The sequence below is a fragment of the Streptomyces sp. PA03-6a genome, assembly GCF_033792765.1.
Lineage (GTDB): Bacteria > Actinomycetota > Actinomycetes > Streptomycetales > Streptomycetaceae > Actinacidiphila.
The window spans coordinates 1-16,099 of the sequence record NZ_JARAVK010000207.1 but is presented as its reverse complement, the minus strand read 5'-3'; the positions used below and the strand labels follow the sequence as shown (position 1 = coordinate 16,099).

General features: G+C 69.6%; 12 protein-coding genes. 2 read left to right on the top strand and 10 right to left on the bottom strand.

What is annotated here, in order from left to right; genetic code table 11:
• The 7 genes from PV350_RS35015 to PV350_RS34985 all read right to left on the bottom strand — a co-directional run.
• The coding region (locus tag PV350_RS35015; protein WP_500337569.1) for an AraC-like ligand-binding domain-containing protein at positions 1–324 on the bottom strand (324 nt) is incomplete at its 3' end.
• Positions 325–898: 574 nt separating this feature from the next.
• Positions 899–1,909, bottom strand: a complete 1,011-nt coding sequence (locus PV350_RS35010) for a helix-turn-helix domain-containing protein (protein WP_500337568.1) — start codon at positions 1,907–1,909, stop codon at positions 899–901.
• Between the two features lie 269 nt (positions 1,910–2,178).
• A complete protein-coding gene (locus tag PV350_RS35005) occupies positions 2,179–2,853 on the bottom strand; it encodes a hypothetical protein (RefSeq protein WP_500337567.1) in 675 nt (224 codons plus the stop codon).
• 682 nt (positions 2,854–3,535) lie between these two features.
• Positions 3,536–3,994 carry a hypothetical protein gene (locus PV350_RS35000; protein ID WP_500337566.1) on the bottom strand — a complete coding sequence of 153 codons (459 nt, stop codon included), beginning with the start codon at positions 3,992–3,994 and terminating at the stop codon, positions 3,536–3,538.
• A 241-nt stretch (positions 3,995–4,235) separates the two neighbouring features.
• A complete protein-coding gene (locus PV350_RS34995; protein ID WP_500337565.1) occupies positions 4,236–4,952 on the bottom strand; it encodes an alpha/beta hydrolase in 717 nt (238 codons plus the stop codon).
• An 85-nt stretch (positions 4,953–5,037) separates the two neighbouring features.
• On the bottom strand, positions 5,038–7,824 hold the full coding sequence (locus PV350_RS34990) for an ATP-binding protein (RefSeq protein ID WP_500337564.1): 2,787 nt from the start codon (positions 7,822–7,824) through the stop codon (positions 5,038–5,040).
• 879 nt (positions 7,825–8,703) lie between these two features.
• The gene (locus tag PV350_RS34985) at positions 8,704–9,678 is read right to left on the bottom strand and encodes an alpha/beta hydrolase (protein ID WP_500337563.1); all 975 of its coding nucleotides are present in this window, start codon (positions 9,676–9,678) and stop codon (positions 8,704–8,706) included.
• 555 nt (positions 9,679–10,233) lie between these two features.
• Between PV350_RS34985 and PV350_RS34980 the strand changes: the two genes are divergently transcribed.
• Positions 10,234–10,713: a MarR family winged helix-turn-helix transcriptional regulator gene (locus tag PV350_RS34980; RefSeq protein WP_499508867.1), complete on the top strand. Its 480-nt coding sequence runs from the start codon at positions 10,234–10,236 to the stop codon at positions 10,711–10,713.
• Positions 10,714–10,731: 18 nt separating this feature from the next.
• Here the strand turns inward: PV350_RS34980 and PV350_RS34975 are convergent, their stop codons facing one another.
• From PV350_RS34975 to PV350_RS34965, 3 genes are all read right to left on the bottom strand, one after another.
• On the bottom strand, positions 10,732–11,283 hold the full coding sequence (locus PV350_RS34975; protein ID WP_499508866.1) for a sigma factor-like helix-turn-helix DNA-binding protein: 552 nt from the start codon (positions 11,281–11,283) through the stop codon (positions 10,732–10,734).
• Positions 11,284–11,836: 553 nt separating this feature from the next.
• Positions 11,837–13,033, bottom strand: coding sequence for an epoxide hydrolase family protein (locus tag PV350_RS34970; RefSeq protein WP_500337562.1), 1,197 nt, complete (start codon positions 13,031–13,033; stop codon positions 11,837–11,839).
• 401 nt (positions 13,034–13,434) lie between these two features.
• Positions 13,435–14,925: a dihydrolipoyl dehydrogenase family protein gene (locus tag PV350_RS34965; protein WP_500337561.1), complete on the bottom strand. Its 1,491-nt coding sequence runs from the start codon at positions 14,923–14,925 to the stop codon at positions 13,435–13,437.
• A gap of 999 nt (positions 14,926–15,924) precedes the next feature.
• Here PV350_RS34965 and PV350_RS34960 point away from each other — a divergent pair.
• Positions 15,925–16,044, top strand: coding sequence for a VOC family protein (locus tag PV350_RS34960; RefSeq protein WP_500337560.1), 120 nt, complete (start codon positions 15,925–15,927; stop codon positions 16,042–16,044).
• The last annotated feature ends 55 nt before the right edge of the window (positions 16,045–16,099 follow it).

The following is a 16,099-nucleotide window of genomic DNA, read 5'->3' as shown; positions in this document are numbered from 1 at the left end:
GAGGATGACGAGTTCGCCGGCGGCCACCGGTGTCTCGCGGCCGTCCTGGGCCGCGACGCTGCCGCCGGTGCGTTGCAGGCTCACGATCAGCGAGCCGTCGCCGTCGGCGGCGATGAGCGGCGCGGTACGCGCCATGCGTTGCGGGCTCGCTTCGAGGGAGCCGGCCTGGACGCCGGCGACGCAGGCCTGGCGTATCGCCCCGTGGAGCTCGGCCGGCCCCTGGGTGCGTATCTCCAGCCGGGTGAACGCCCTGCGTACGGCGTCCCTCCAGTACTCGGCCCGCTCGGCGGGCGGTTGGATGTCCGTGCAGAATGCTTCGATCACGATGTCCTCCCGAACGGCACTGAAGGCATCTGGTTCCCGGACTCTCGTGCATGCGACCGGGGCAGGAGGCTCCTGGGAGCCCCTCTCTGCGGCCACCGTAAATTTTCCTTGCGATCGTCGGCGGGTGTCCGGGCAGGTCCGTGGGATATCCGCAGCTGTGCGAACCGGAGACTGCGGGACTCCCGCCGTGCAGCCGTATGCGACTCCGAATGTCGTTGGGGGGAGGACACGCTCTGTATTGCCGGTATCGCGCTGAGCGAGGTAACGCGTATTCATGCTCGTGAGGCCGCGCGGTGTCGGCCGTACGATCCGCCGCTGAAATGCCCGGACCCCGGTGGCCGGTTCCTTGGGGCCGGGAACCGGACCCGATGTCCTGCACGAAAGCGCAAGGGCAGATTGTGCACGTACAGGCAAGGCGACGACTGGTGTGCCGCCTACTGTGAGAGAGTCGGCGACGCCGCGTTTTGTTCACTCGACGTGCCTGGGCCTTCAGGCGGGTGTCTGGTGGCTTCGGCCTGCTCTGGCGGGCGGCTCCTTCTCCGCCGCGGGCCGGGCCCGGTGACGGTCCGGGAGATTAGGCCGAAGTGCCCGGGCGGAAGGGCCCCGTTGCCGGTGAAAGCCCGCTCAGCCTGTCGCATGGTTGCCACCGGAACTCGCGGGGGCTCACACCGTACGCCGCCTTGAACACCCGACTGAAGTGGGGTGCGCTGGCGAACCCCCACCGGTGGGCGATCGCCTCGATCGTCATGAACTGATGCACCGACGACGCGAGTTCCCTCCTGCACTCTTCGAGGCGCTGCGTCCTGATCCACTCACCGAGGCTGATTCCCGCCCGGGACAGGGTCAGGTAGAGCTGGCGTACGGAAACGTGATGCTCGGCGGCGATACGTGCCGCAGTCAGGTCGGGTTCTGCCAGATGGAGGCGGACGTATTCCTGAACACGGTAAAGAAGCGTGCTGTTCAGAGGCGCTCCGGCCAGATCGTCACGGCCTGGGATCATGCTGACCACAGCCCTGATCAGGTCGACACAGGGCTGCGCGAACAGGGCGGCCTCGGCCTCTCCGACAGCGGCCTGGTTACGGGCCAGACGGGTGAAAAGCGCTGCCGTGGCACCCACGACGGGGCGCTGCGAACTCAGTCGTACGGCTGTGACCTGGTCGAGCAGGGACGGCCGCAGCCCCAGGACGTGCGTGGGAACGCGCACGAGGACCGAATGCATCGTGCCGTGGAAGAAGACCTCATAGGGCTTCGCGTTCTCCAGCACCGCGAGATCTCCCGCCCGGATCACACCCTGCCTTCCTCCCTGGTGGACGGCGGAGACCCCCGCTTCCTGGAGATGGACGAGAACGTGCGGTACGAAGTCCTCGTCCACCGAGGCAGTAGCGCGGCGCAGGCGGGCCGCGTTCCAGCCGATCTCCGAGACTTTCACCGACCCCACCGCGTTGGTGGTTGCGCTGGCCCTCAGGAGATGCGGGTCCGGGGGAAGGTCCACCTCTATACGGCCGTTGATGGCCCACGAGAATTCACGGATCGCGTCCGCGCGATCGCCGGGAGCCAGCGACGCCACGTCGAGTCGATCTGCCATGCGGGCTCCCTCCAGAACTGGTCGCGGGGCTGCGCGCTGGGACAGATCTCCACGGTACCGCGGTAAGTGCCACATTTTGCTGTATTGGGCACCTTTATCTTCGTGCGGCCTTGCGGTCGGCAGTGCGGGGGCATGGGGCATGGGGCATGGTCTCGGATCCGCGGTGCTCTCCTGGGATCCACGATGGGGAGGGCGCTGCTCCGCGGAAGATCGGCCGAATGCACGCCTGTGGCAGAAGGCCCGCGACCTTCTGCCACACGCGTTTGAGGTCAGGCTGTTGCCGGGACCGGTTCTGCGGCCCCGGACGCGACCGCCGTGTTACCGGCGTCGGAGGCCGAGGGTGTGATGGGGGTGTAGAAGACGCTGCCTTGCCGGCGGGCGCGTTCGGCGAGCCCCTTGGCTACCAGTGCCTCCAGGGTGTTGCGCACGACCGGGGCGCTCGGAGTGGCGCGTTGGGGGTGCTGCTTGGTCAGGGCGTCGACGAACTCGCTGACCATGCGCGGTTCGCTGCTCGCGGCCAGTATGTCCACGACCAGGCTGCGCAGCGTCGGTTCCGTGCTCGACGGTGAGCTGCCGGGCTTCGGCTTCCTGGCCGTCTTGGGGGCAGGCGACTTCTTGGTGGCCTTTCGGGCTGCGGACTCACCGGCCGACTTCTTTCGCCCGCGCGGACGGGGCACTGGCTGGGCGGCGGGCGTCACTTTCGGCTCTTCGGCCTCGTCGGCAGGCGCTTCACCTGCCGGTTCTTCCTCAACGACCACGCTTGAGGCGCCGGCCACGGTTCCTTGCAGTTGGGCCAGCCACGCCTGCTCCTGCTCGAGCTGGGCCAGCCGGCTCTGGAGTTCCGCGAGTTGCGTGCGGACCTTTTCCTGCTCGCCGGCGTTGTTGTCCAGGTCCTCTGCGAGACGCGTCGCATACCGGTCCTGAATGGTGTTGTTGTCGGACACGACACTCCTCGTGTGTATGGGGTGGTGCTGCCGGATGGTACCTACTGGTGAGTCAATTTGTGTTGTTGTTGTGTGCCGGCGGCCCGTATCGAGCCCCTTATGGCAGTCTTGTTGGGCCCCGCAGAGCGGCGAGGAAGCCGTCGAGCAGCGTGACCGGTGCCCTTGGGGTACTGGATCCCCGTCCCTATTCGAGGTCTCTTTTACAACGACGCCGGCGCCATGAAGGCACGTGGAATTACACGTGGTTGGGGGCGGTCTCCGTATCGTGGCCGGACGGGCGAAGCGAGTACTGAGGCGCGTGAGCATCCAGGAGATCGGCCGGGGTCAGCGCCCTTCGGAAGTGCGCGTGAAGGCAGCACAGGCGTCAACTGCCGGCGGAGCCGCCCCTGTCGAAGCCGCGGTCGGCGCGGTCCTCCTGGGTTGGGCCGGGACCGGAATGGGGGAGAGATGCGGGGGCGCGGGGTCAGCCGCTGTGGTCGCAGTGGTTGTGGTGGCCCGGCTGGTGCGGCGGGCCAACGAGAGGCTGCTGCAGAACGGATCCGGCTGGCAGAACAGGCACAGCCACAAGCCGTTCAATCGCTGGACGAGGTCTGGCAGTCGGCCCCCGGGTACGTGGCCTACGGGGTCCAGATGGGGTCGTCTGGGGCCGGCCTGCCGGACAGCCGGGGGAGTGGGTCCCCTGTCAGGGACAGTCTGCGGCGGGAAACGGTGATGAAGTCGCCTTGTGCGGCGTGATGCGCGAGCGCAGTGCGAACCAGTCCTCATCAGGGGCCAGGCCGCGCTTGACCGCGATGTGGACGCGCCAGATCTGCTCGTCCAGGGTATGGGCCGCCTCTGCGATGTCCTTGTCGGCGACCAGGTTCACCATGCTCAGTGCCTCGTTCCACGGCCGCCAGTCGATGCTGGTCGCCACGACCACACCTTGCGGGATGCTTTCGGGGCGGGAGGACTCCATGTCGCTGAGATCCACCAGCACCGTTGACGACTCCCGCAGCACCCGCGCGCAAACAGCCGCTTGCTGTTCCCGGACCCAGTGCCGGTCCTGAGCGCGCCTGCCGACCACACTGCCGACGAAGACACCGATCAACGTGGTCGCCACCGCTCCGCCTGGCGCGGCCAGCATGCTCCATAACTCGCTCACACAACCAGTCTGACGGTACGGGGACCTGCTCGACAGAGCGCTTGAACGGGTTGGAGTGGCTCCCGTGCTGCCGTCGCCGGCCCACAGGGCGAGGGTGTCGCTGGTGCGGCCGGTTGGCGACCTGGCCGTCGCGGACCTTCACGTGGATGCAGCCGGAGAGTTGCGCCGTGCGGAATCGTGGACCTGTGCAGACCAGATCGCCGGGCACGGCGACCGGCGTCTGCAGGGCCTCAGGTGACCCCTACTGCGGTGGCCGGAGGGTGAGTTCGTGGCGGAGGATGCGGGCCAGTTCGGCCGGCTGGGAGAGAAACGGGCTGTGGCCGGAGTGCAGGCGGACGGTGCGCTGGGCGCGGGTGGCCATGGCTTCCTGGAGTGGCAGCGGGATGGCGAGGTCCTGCTCGCACAGGATGTAGGTGCTGGGCACGGTGTGCCAGGCGGCCTGGGTGAGGGGCTGGGTGACCGAGGCCAGGGACTGGCGGCCGAGTCTGGCGGCGGCCTGCTGCGCCAGGTGCGGTTCGACGTCGCTGTAGAGCACGTGCGAAGCCTGGGCCGCTTCGAAGTAGCCGTGACTGGCGTGGCCTTGGGGCTCCTCGTGCACGTCCCAGTAGGGCGGATAGACACCGCCGACCAGGGACAGGACCGAGTCGCCGGTGTCCTGCATCAGGGCGCTGAGGTAGATGACACGCTCGACGTTGCCGACTGCCGCAGCGGCTTCGGTGACAGGGCATCCTCCGTAGGAGTGGCCGACCACCACGGTCGGTCCGCCGACGGCCGCGATGGCTTTGGCCACCGCTTCCGCATCGTCGTACAGGCCACCCAGGGCTGCCGGGTCCTGTCCGCTGCTGGGCAGGGCGACGGTACGTACGTCGAGGTCGGGGAGCTGGTCGGCCAGTGGCTGCCAGCACCAGGTGCCGTGCCAGGCGCCGTGGACCAGGACGAGGGTGGGAAGTGTGGTCACGTGCTGGGTCTTTCTGAAGTGAGGTGGCAGGGCCCGGCCGCCGCGTGCTGCTCGGGTGGTGTGAGGAGGCCGATGAGGAGTGGGGTCAGGCTTCGAGGGCGTCGCGGAGCATGCCTCGGGAGGTGATGCCCAGCTTGGGGTAGATCTGGTAGAGGTGGGCGCCCACGGTGCGGTGGGAGAGGAACAGGCGCTCGGCTATCTGCTTGTTGGTCAGGCCCGAGGCCGCCAGCCGGGCTATCTCCAGTTCCTGGGGGGTGAGCGTGTGCGGATTGGCGCCACTGGGCCGCCGCTTGGCGGAGCCTGCGGCGCGTAGTTCGGTCTCGGCACGCTCGGTCCAGGGAGCGGCCCCCAGGTGCTGGAAGGCGGACAGTGCGGCTGCCAGCGGCCCCCTGGATTCGGTGGTGGCCCGCACACGCCGCAGCCGCTCGCCGTAGGCGAGCTGGACGCGGGCGTAGTCGAAGGACCACCGCCCGGCGCCGGGTACGTCAAGGGCGTGGGTGAACTGTTGCAGGGCCTGGTCGTCGCCGGCGGTGCTCAGGGCGGTGCAGGCATGGGTGAGCAGGGCGTGCCGTGAGGACAGTTCGGCGATGCCGGCTTCCCGCATGGCCTGGGCGTGGGCGGCTGCCTCCTGGTGCCGGTTGGTCCGCATGGCCGCCTCGACCAGGTCCATCGTCGTCCACAGTGCGTGCGGGGCGTGTGAGGCGAGGTGGCCGGCGGGGCTGATGGCGGTGGCGTGTTCGTAGGCGCCGGCGAAGTCACCGCGGCCCAGGGCCGCCAGCCCTGCGGCGTGGTGCGCGTAGTGGGCGGCGCCGAACGCCTTGCGGCGGGTCGCCCAGTGGATGACCTTCTCTGCGGTCGCGTCCGCGGCGTCGGCGTCGCCGGTGGTGGCGGCCAGGAGGGCTTTGGCGTAGTGGAAGTACCAGGCGAATCCCGTGTAGCCATGGGTTTCGCACAGCTGGATGCCCTCGTCGGCAAGGTGCGCCGCTTCCTCCCACATCCCGGTGAGGTAGTCGTCCAGGATGAGGTGGATCAGCCCGGCCATGTGCCGGCGCGCCGGGCCGCCGTCTCGCCCCATGCGGACCATGCGCCACTGTGCTTCTCGGACGTCGGTCAGGAGGTCGGCGTACAGGGCCGCCGAGCCGATGCGCTGGAGCTGGGCCGGGTCGGTCGTCTCGGGCAGTCCGGCGACCAGTTCGTCGAGTTCCTTGATGGCCGCCGCCCCGGTGCGGGCCGGGTCGGAGAAGGTCTTGCCCAGCGCGGACAGCACCGGCGGGGCCGCGGGTGTGAGTGTGTCCAGTGCGCGGTGGTAGGGCTGCCACAGCTCGGACCGGGCACCGAAGAAGCACACCAGGGCAAGGGTGTGCAGGGCGTCGATGAGTGCCTTGTCGTCGGCGTGGTAGCCGTGGGTTCCGGCTTCGATGGCGTCGACGAGCAGGGTGTGTGCGGCGTCGATGTCGCTGTCGCTGTTGAGGATGAGGACGGCGGAGGCCGCGGCGGCGTGCAGGGAGCTTTCGGGATCGGTGCCGGTGTGCCGTGCGTCGTCCAGGAGCTTCTGGGCGCTGGGCAACGCCCCGGTGGCCTCGGCGCCGATGTAGGCGGCGGTGGCGAGGCGGCGGCTGCGTCCGGGGCCGGGCGGCGTGAGGTCCGCGGCCCGGATGAAGGTGCGCATGCCGCCGATGGCATCACCGCGGCGCAAGGTGATACGGGCCGCGGTCTCCAGGAGGGCGGCCACGTTCTCGTCGGGTTCCAAAGTAGCCTCGCCCAAATGCCAGGCCCGGCGTTCGGGCTGGTCCACCAGGACCTGGGCGAGGGCGGTGTGGACGGCCCGCCGCCGGCTGCTGGTGGCGTTGTTCACGACGGCGGAGCGGATGAGGGGATGGCGGAACCTCAGCCGTCGTGCGCCTTCGTCGATGTGGACGAGCTGCTCGTGTTCGGCGGGGCCGAGGTCTTCCAGGTCGTAGCCGTCGTCGTTCTGCCGTGAGGCGGCCTGCAGGACGCCGAGATCCCCGATGCCTTCCAGCGCGGCGAGCAGCAGCAGGCGCTGGGTGGGCTGGGGCAGGCCGGTGACGCGGGAGCCGAACACCGCTTCCAGGCGCCGGCTGAGCGGCACCACGGCCGGGAAGCCGGCGTCGCCGCCTGCCGGTCCCGGGACGGCGGGCATCGCGGACGGCAGTTCCAGCAGCGCGAGCGGGTTGCCGCAGGCGACGGTCATCAGGCGTCGGCGGGCGCTGGGGACCAGGTCCGGGGAGGTGTCGGCGACCAGACGGGAAGCCGACTCCTCGTCCAGCGGCTGCAGCCGGTACTCGGGCAGGACGCCGCAGCCGTTCGGGCTGTGGGACGCGGAGCGCGAGGCGGCGAGAAAGCTCACACCGATGCCCGCGGCCCTGCGCGCGACCAGACCCAGGACCGCCGCACTGGCCTGGTCGAGCCAGGGCAGGTCATCGATGACCAGCAGCATCGGATCTCCGGCGGCGACCGTGCGCAACAGGAGCAGCACGGCATTGGAGACCACCAGCCGCTCGGGCGGCCTGCCACTTTCGAAACCGAGTGCCATGCGCAGGGCATCGCGGAAGGGCGGCTGCAGCTCCTCGAGTTCGTTCTGGAAGGGGAAGAGGATCTGGTTGAGGCCCGAGTAACTGCAGTCCGCCTCGAACTCCACACCGGCGGCTCGCAGCACCCGGGCGCCCTCGGCGCGGGCTCCTGCCGCGATGGCGTCCAGCACTGCCGTCTTCCCGACCCCTGCGTCCCCCGAGACCAGCAAAGCTCCGCCTCCGGTGCCGACGCCCGCGAGCTCACGGATCGTGTGCAGATCGCGGTCCCGGCCGATCAGCACGCTGGTCGTATCGCGCTGGGAGGAGTCACTGCCGATCACTGTTTGTCTCCGTTTCTTCTCGCGGGCCAGGGGATGGGCATGGGGCAGGGCTGCCCGGCGGCGCCCGGCATGTGGGGCCGACGTACAGCGCCTGGACGGGGGTACCGCGGCGAGGCCGACCGTGCCGGCCGACGTCGTGCGCGGCCGCAGCCGGCCATTCGCCGGCCGGGGCTGGGCCCGTGTGCGGACTGCGGTCAGCGTCCGGCGAGGTGGCCTGGGCCGGTGACCGGCATGTCGAGGTCGTCGACAACCCCGGGTGCCCGATGGGTGCCGGCGCCCGGTAGCGGGCCCGGCCGGTGGGGCCCGGCCTCCTCGCCGGTGCTGCCCGGTGGAGGGGGACCGGTGGGGCCGTGCACGCAGAGCCGTTCACCGGCGTTGGTGTGAAGGACCGGCGGCGCGGCGGCCGCCCCGTCGCGGACGGGGGCAACGCGGCGGAGGCGGTCCGTATCCGGGATCGAGGGCACCAGGCCGTGGTCGTAGCAGGTCCGTCCTTTGCCCCGGGTCGGCACGGTGCGGCAGGCGGCCGCGTACGTATCGGCAGGGGAGAGCGAGACAGAAATGATCAGGGACCTTTGAACTAGTGCATAGCGTTGTTTGCACTAGGAGAATACATGGACGCGGGGCATGGTGCTGCAGAGGACCCCAAGCCGCTCCGTCGGCGAGACCTACGGTCCCAGCGATGGTCGGCTGTCCTCACAGGCGATCAGGTCACCGCCGGCCGGGTCCGTGGCCGCCTCCGGCCGGGCGTCGCGGTGCTGCGGCCGGTAGCGGCATGGACGTCCGGGGCCTGCTGCCCGACGAGACCGGGGCGGTGTGATCGTTGTGCAAGGGCAATGCTTGCTGCGGCAGACCGTGACGGCGTCGCGGGCCTGCCTGGAGTCAGCTCTCGGTGTCGAGTGCCTGCCGGAGGGCGGCTACGGCCTGGGCGACCGCCTTGCGGGCCGCATCGGTTGCCGACAGCGCGTTGAGCACGACGAAGTCGTGGATGGTCGCCTCGTAGCGGGTCGCGGTCACGGGAACTCCGGCAGTGCGCAGCTTCTCGGCGTAGGCCTCGCCTTCGTCCCTCAGGACGTCGGCCTCCGCGGTGATGACCAGGGCCGGGGGCAGGCCGGCGAGCTCCTGTGCGCTGGCGCGCAGCGGGCTGGCCGTGATCTGTGCGCGTTGCCCTTCGTCGGTCGTGTACTGGTCCCAGAACCACTGCATGACGTCGCGGCGCAGGAAGTAGCCCTCGGCGAACCGGCGGTAGGAGGGTGTGTCGAAGTCCGCGTCGGTGACGGGATGGAACAACACCTGATGGCGGAAGGAGACATCCCCGCGTTCCTTGGCCAGCAGCGTCAGGGCTGCGCTGAGGTTGCCGCCCGTGGAGTCGCCGGCCACGGCCACTCGTGTGGGGTCGATGCCGTGCTCACTCCCGTGGCGGGTCACCCATCGGGCGACCGCGTAGCACTCTTCCAGCGCCTGGGGGTAGCGGGCCTCGGGCGAAAGGCTGTACTCGGGGAAGATCACGGCGGCCCGCGCGCCGATGGCCAGTTCACGTACCAGGCGGTCGTGGGTGCGCGTGCCCCCGAAGACCCAGCCGCCGCCGTGGAGGTACAAGACGGCGGGCAGCGGCCCGCCGGCCTGCCTCGGGCGCACAAGGCGCACCGCGACGCTTCCCTTCGGCCCGCCGGACACCGCGACCCAGCTGTCCTCCACCTCAAGGTGGTGGTGCTCCACGGCCTGCACCTTCTCCAGCGCCCTACGGCCTGCCGCCGGTCCCAGGTCGAACGGGAACGGCGGGGCGGCGGTGGCTTCGGTGAAGTTGCGGGCAGCCGGTTCAAGAACCGGCTGCTGCAAGGGGACGTACTCGGGCATCACGTACTCCTGGTGGGGGGAAGAGCATCCGTGCCGGCCAGGGGGAGCCGGACGTGTAGCGGGCCGCGTCCGCTGCCGGTCTCCCGGGCCTGCCCTGCGCACAGACGCTGCCTGCGATCCAACCGCGAAAGCGTGCCCTTGCGGCATCGGTCATGTGACTGTGAACCCCGGTTGTGGCCATGCGCCGCCGGGGTAGGGCCCGCCTCAAGGGGCGCGGAATGCCCTTGCCGCACCTGGTGGCACCAGCGCCCTCGGCAATGGCGCCTTGGCAGCAGGACAACGGCCGCTTGGCGATGGCCGGGGTTCGCCCGCGGAGCATCGCCCGCCAGGCCGGGGCCCTGGCGGGCGAGGCGGGACCGGGCACATGATTCACACGGGAAAGTGCGCTGATCGGATTCCGCGTGCCGGGACAACTTCGCCGTCGGGCACCGCGTACTCCATGCACTGGTCCCACGACCCAACGTGGCAATTTTAAGTGTGCGCAATATAATGGCTTGCGTGGAAGTTGTGGGGTGTACGGTTTAGTGCGCGAGTATTGTGCGGACAGGAGTTGCGATGAGTGAGAACCAGCCCGCCGCTGAGCGGCAGGCGGCGGAGGCTGACGAGGTCAGCCTGCTCCTCGACGACCAGATGTGTTTCGCCCTGTACGCGGCGCAGCGGGCCTTGACCAACCGCTACCGGCCCCTGCTGGAGGAGTTCGACCTGACCTATCCGCAGTACCTGGTGATGCTGGTGCTGTGGGAACATGGTGCGCTGCCCATCAAATCGCTGGGCAAGCTCCTGCAACTCGACTACGGCACTCTGACGCCGCTGCTCAAGCGGCTGCAGGCCCACGGTCTGGTCCGGCGCGAGCGCCAGGCGAACGACGAACGTTCGGTGCAGATCAGCCTCACCGAACAGGGCGCCGAACTGCGCGAGCGTGCGCGCGTCATTCCGGCCACGATCGGGCAGGCTGCAGGCCTCACCCCGGCGGAGGCCGCGGATGTCAAGGCTGTCCTGGAGCGCCTGACGGCGAACGTGACCGCAAGCCGGTAACTCCCCCTGCGGGGGACGTCAGTCGTCAGGGACGCGATCACGCGGTTCGCCGAGGAGCCCGCGCCGATGGGCGGCGGCTGTGAGCGTTTCACGGAGGAGGCTTCGTCCGTGGCGCAGGCGTGATCGCACACTGCCCGGGAGGACGCCCAGGATCTGCGCGATGTCGGCGGCGCTGAAGTCTTCGGCGTCGGCCAGGTACACCACGATCCGCACCTCGGCCGGCAGGCGCCGCAGCGCAGCGGACACTTCCTCGTCGGGTAGCAGGTCCAGCGCCTGTGTGACCCGGGCCGCGTGGTCGTCAGGGACCAAAGCCCGCTCACCGCAGACCTCTTGCTGGCGTTGTGCGGCAGGCTGGAAGCCCAAGCCCCCGGGCCGGTCCGGCTCGCCGAAGGCGTCGAGCGCGGTGTCGGCAAGGATCCGGAACAGCCAGCCTTTCACGCCGGCTGTCTCGGGCAGCGTCTCGAACGTCTCGAAAGCCCGCTGGTAGGTGCGCTGGACCAGGTCACCGGGGTCGGCAGGGCCACGGGCCATCTGCGTCGCGGCTGCGTACAGCCGGCCGAGGAAGGGCATGGCCTCACGGTCGAACCACGCGAGTGCGGTCGCCCCGCAGGCCGCCTGCCGGATCACAGCGCTGCCACCGTCCCCTTCACCCGTGCACCTGACCGGGGGGACGGGATCGATGCGGGAGGGGGAGCCGTTCATGTCCGTCCTGGTGCGGAGACGGCCGTTGCGTTGCGGCGGTGCCGTCCGTGTCCGGCCGGCCAGAGGTCTAGCAGACGTTCGGATGCCGGTTTCCCCCGATGCCGGCCCTTGACGTGGTCCGTGATGGCTGGCAGGCGGGCAGTGTCTGCGGACACCGTTGTTGCTGAGGACATGTGTTTCTCCAAACTGACAACAAATCCCTTCTCGGCAGAAGGGGGTGAGCTGCTGCCCTCACTTGGTGTGGCGGCCACGGCACGGCGATCGGGTCCAGGCACGTGGTGTCCGGCGCCCGCGGGGCGCCGGTGGGGCAGTCCACGGCCCGGGGCCGCGCGACCCGGGGCGGCCGGGCAGCTCGGTATCGAGCCGCTCGGCCGCCCCGCCGGGCTACGGTCTGTGCACGCGATAGGGCGCGACCGACCGGTCAGCGCATCGAGCGGAAGCCCGTGCGGACCTCGTTCACGAACAGCTCCGGCTGCTCCCAGGCGGCGAAGTGACCGCCCTTGGGGAGCCGGTTGTAGTGGACGAGGTTGGGGTAGGCCCGCTCGGTCCAGCTCTTGGGGGCCTGGTAGAGCTCGTCGGGGAAGGCGCTGACGGCGACCGGGAGCTTGACGTTGTTGATGCCGAAGAACGAGGTGGTGTTCTCCGCGTACAGACGTGCCGCGGAGATCGCCGTGTTGGTCAGCCAGAACAGCGTGATGTTGTCCAGGACGTCATCGCGGGACAGGCCCTCGCCGACGCCGTTGAAAGCCCGGGTGATCAGGGCCAGGCTCTTCGCGTCGTGGTCGAGCATGAAAGAGGCCAGGCCGACCGGGGAGTCCGCGAGTCCGGTCAGGGACTGCGGGCGGTCGCCCATCATGTAGGCGTAGTACACGTGCCGGTAGACGAAGCCGAGCTGCTCGACCGCGGCCTGCTCCTCCTCGGACAGCGACAGGCCCTCGGGCAGCGGGTCGCCCTTGGCGAGCGCGGCGTCGATGTCGGCCGGAATCACCTTGGGCATGTTGGTGTGGATGCCGGCCAGGCCCTGCGGCTCCTGCGCACCCATCAGGTCGGTGACGATCGCGCCCCAGTCGCCGCCCTGCGCGACGTACTTGGTGTAGCCCAGGCGCTCCATCAGCTCACCCCAGGCGCGGGCGATGCGCTCGGGGCCCCAGCCCTTGGCGGCGGGCTTGCCGGAGAAGCCGTAGCCCGGCATCGAGGGGATCACCACGTGGAAGGCGTCGGAGGCGTCACCGCCGTGGGCGGTGGGGTTGGTCAGCGGCTCGATGATCTTCAGCTGCTCGACGACCGAGCCCGGCCAGCCGTGCGTGACGATGACCGGCAGCGCGTCCTCGTGCTTGGAGCGGACGTGGATGAAGTGAATGTCCAGCCCGTCGATCTCGGTGATGAACTGCGGGTAGGAGTTCAGCTTCGCCTCGACCTTGCGCCAGTCGTACTCCTTCGCCCAGTACTCCGCGAGCTTGCGCACCGTGTCGAGCTGGGTGCCCTGGGACTGGTCCTCGACGGTCTCCTTCTCGGGGAAGCGCGTGGCCTGGATGCGCTGCCGCAGGTCCGCGAGTTCCGCCTCGGAGAACTGGACGGTGAACGGACGGATGGCGTGCCGGTCGGTGGTGACGGACATGATGGTCTCCCAAAGGTCTGAATCAATGAGCAGGAAAGGCGGGCGACACGAAGTTCGCCGGGATTTCAGCGACTTGCGATCCCGCCGGCCGGCTGAGGCCTTGTGGCCCGTTCCTGTTTTCCGGCGCACTTCAATCATGGGCGCGGGCTGTAAGCGCGGTAATCCGGAACGTGACCTAGATTCCGTGGCGGCGGTGGGGTCGTTCCTAGGTAACGTGACGCGGTACCGCCGGCCACCGTCATGACAGTCACGCGACCCGCGACATGCGGGCGGCGGCGCGCCCCTTGCCGAGCGGTCGCCCGGCAGGGCGCATGGGGAAGGCGTGAATCCCGCGACAGGTCAGCGGAACGAGGTCCACAGGAGGGGTTCTACGGCACGGGGCAGCGCAATGCGCGGTGGAATCAACGTCCGGCGGCGAACACCGGAAGCGTCGGGCCTCCACGTCCGGCGGCCCTGGCGCCTCGGCCCCGGTGAGTCTCCAGCAGCCTCAGCCAGATCTCGCTGATCGTGGGGAAGGCGGGCACGGCATGCCAGAGCCGGTCGATCGGCACCTCGCCGGCGACGGCGACGGTGGCCGAATGCACCAGTTCTGCCACGCCGGGCCCGGCGAACGTCACGCCGGCCACGGTGCCACGGTCGAGGTCGACGAGCATGCGGGCCTGACCGCGGTACCCCTCGGCGTACTGGTGGGCGCCCGCCACCTGCGCCAGGTCGTAGTCGACCACCTTGATCCGGTGCCCGAAACCGACGGCGTCGTGAGTGGTCATGCCGACGGTGGCGACTTCGGGATGCGTGAAGACCACCTGCGGTACGGCCATGTGGTCGGCGGTGGCCACATGCGCACCCCACAGGGCGTCGTCGACCACCTCGCCGCCTGCACGCGCCGCGATGGCGGCGCCGGCGATGCGAGCCTGGTACTTGCCCTGGTGGGTCAGCAGGGCGCGGTGGTTGACGTCGCCGACGGCGTACAACCAGCCGTCGGCGACGCCGGTCACGCGGAAGGTGTCGTCCACCTTCAGCCAGTCGCCCGGGGTGAGACCGATCGTCTCCAGCCCCAGGTCCCAGGTGTTGGGGGCCCGGCCGGTGGCGAACAGGATCTCGTCCGCCACCAGGTGCCCGCCGCCGGCAAGGGAGATCCGGACCTCGCCGTTCTCACGCGCCAGGCGGGCCACCGAGGTCTGGAACCGGACGTCGACGCCCGCCTCACGCAGGCCGTCCGCCACCAGCCGGCCGGCGAAGGATTCCATCCGCTGCAGCAGCCCGTCCTCGCGGACCAGCAAGGTCACCTCGGAGCCGAGCGCCTGCCAGGCCGTGGCCATCTCGACGGCCACCACGCCGCCGCCGACGATGGCCAGGCGTTCGGGGACCTCGCCGGCACTGGTTGCCTCACGGCTGGTCCACGCACGGACGGTGTCCAGGCCGGGAACCGCGGGCACAGCCGCATGGGTGCCGGTGGCCACGGCCACGGCATGCCGCGCCGAGAGCGTGACCGTGTCCATGTCGGCGGTCTCGACGCGGACCGTTCGGGGGCCGTCGAGCCAGCCATGGCCGCGGATCAGATCGACGCCGACCGACTCCAGCCAGCGGACCTGGTCCTCGTCCTTCCAGTAGGAGGCCATCTTGTCGCGGTGAGCCAGGACCGCCCCGGAGTCCAGTGGCCCGGCGACCGCCCGGCCAAGCCCCGGGACCCGGCGCGCGTCAGCCTGCACCACCACCGGGCGCAGCAGCGCCTTGCTGGGGTCGCAGGCCCAGAACGAGCACTCGCCGCCCAGCAGTTCACGCTCCACGATCACGGTGCTCAACCCGGCGGCACGAGCGCGTTCGGCCACGTTCTCGCCCACCGGCCCTGCGCCGATGACGATCACGTCGTAAGTGCGGGTGGTCTCGTCCATCACTGCTCCGTACGGGTGCGGGGGGAATCGGGTCGGGAATGGCAGGGCCCGGATGACTGCCGACACGCGCGCTCACGGTCGCGTGCAGCGAAAGGGGGAGGCGGGCCGCCCGCCGACGGACTCCCGTGGCGACCGTCGGGGAGTGTGTGCCGGTGGTGGTGCGCCGGAGGCAGCAGGGGGACCGGCGGCTGACCGCACGGCCCGGTCCGGAACGGGGTGGAGGGCCGGACGGGGCGACGTCAGCGGCCGGGGAGCCGCTTGCTCGCTTCCAGACGGAAGCGACGACATCACCACTCAAAAGTCAGTAGCGCCGCGCACGTCCACACGGTTCGGGACGGCTACGGTGTCCCCTCCACCCGCGCCACTTGATGGGGATTCTTGAGATTCGGGAGTCCCCGGCACCCCTGCCGTCAACGAGGGCGAGCGCGTCACTGCCTGGCATGTGAAGCACCTCCGTTCCGTCCCACCGATCGGCTGAGCCCGCGCTCTCCCCCCATGGCCGGCCTGGCGGGCGGATCCATCAAAAGGTGCTGTTCGCGATCCTGGGCTTTCAGCGGGGGCAGCACCTCGCCTGCCGACTGGGGATCGTCGGAGGCGTCGGGGCCGAATGCGCCGCACGTAAGGGGCCCATGTGACGCCAGGGGTCAGCGCTCACGATCGCATCCAGCCCTGGGAAGGTGTGCCTCAACGGGACGTATCCCCTGCGACCTGCGGAAACTCGAAGGATCACCGTCCGGTGAGACACTTTTCGATCAAGGAAATACCTTTGGCAATTGTTAAGTGTGCAAGTATTGCTTGCGTCAAAGTTAAATGACGGGTATCTTTCCGGTGTGGGTTGGAGCCGGCAGTAATCGGCTGACCCTCTTGCCCGATCGCATGCCCGTTGTGGCAGCCGGGCTGTACGCGCCGCTGTGCCGGCGCCGTCACATCAATGAACACGTGGCGCGTCGAGTGCTGCCCTTTCGCCATTCAAGAATCAGTATCTGGAGGACGTCCCGCATGGACTTGAAGCTCGAAATGATCGTGCTCCCCGTCTCCGGCATCGACCGGGCCAAGGACTTCTACGAGAAGGTCGGGGGGCTGACGGAGCTTGATCGTCGCGGTATGCCGGTTGCATGAGGTATCCGCAGGGTGGTGGGCTGACGCCTGAACGGCAGGCGTTTCGCGAGCGGAT

Bases quoted from the DNA above. Each gene is read 5' to 3' on its own strand.
- PV350_RS35010 (WP_500337568.1), bottom strand. From the start codon at position 1,909: ATGGCAGATCGACTCGACGTGGCGTCGCTGGCTCCCGGCGATCGCGCG.
- PV350_RS34985 (WP_500337563.1), bottom strand. From the start codon at position 9,678: ATGCCCGAGTACGTCCCCTTGCAGCAGCCGGTTCTTGAACCGGCTGCC.
- PV350_RS34980 (WP_499508867.1), top strand. From the start codon at position 10,234: ATGAGTGAGAACCAGCCCGCCGCTGAGCGGCAGGCGGCGGAGGCTGAC.
- PV350_RS34975 (WP_499508866.1), bottom strand. From the start codon at position 11,283: ATGCCCTTCCTCGGCCGGCTGTACGCAGCCGCGACGCAGATGGCCCGT.
- PV350_RS34970 (WP_500337562.1), bottom strand. From the start codon at position 13,033: ATGTCCGTCACCACCGACCGGCACGCCATCCGTCCGTTCACCGTCCAG.
- PV350_RS34965 (WP_500337561.1), bottom strand. From the start codon at position 14,925: ATGGACGAGACCACCCGCACTTACGACGTGATCGTCATCGGCGCAGGG.
- PV350_RS34960 (WP_500337560.1), top strand. From the start codon at position 15,925: ATGGACTTGAAGCTCGAAATGATCGTGCTCCCCGTCTCCGGCATCGAC.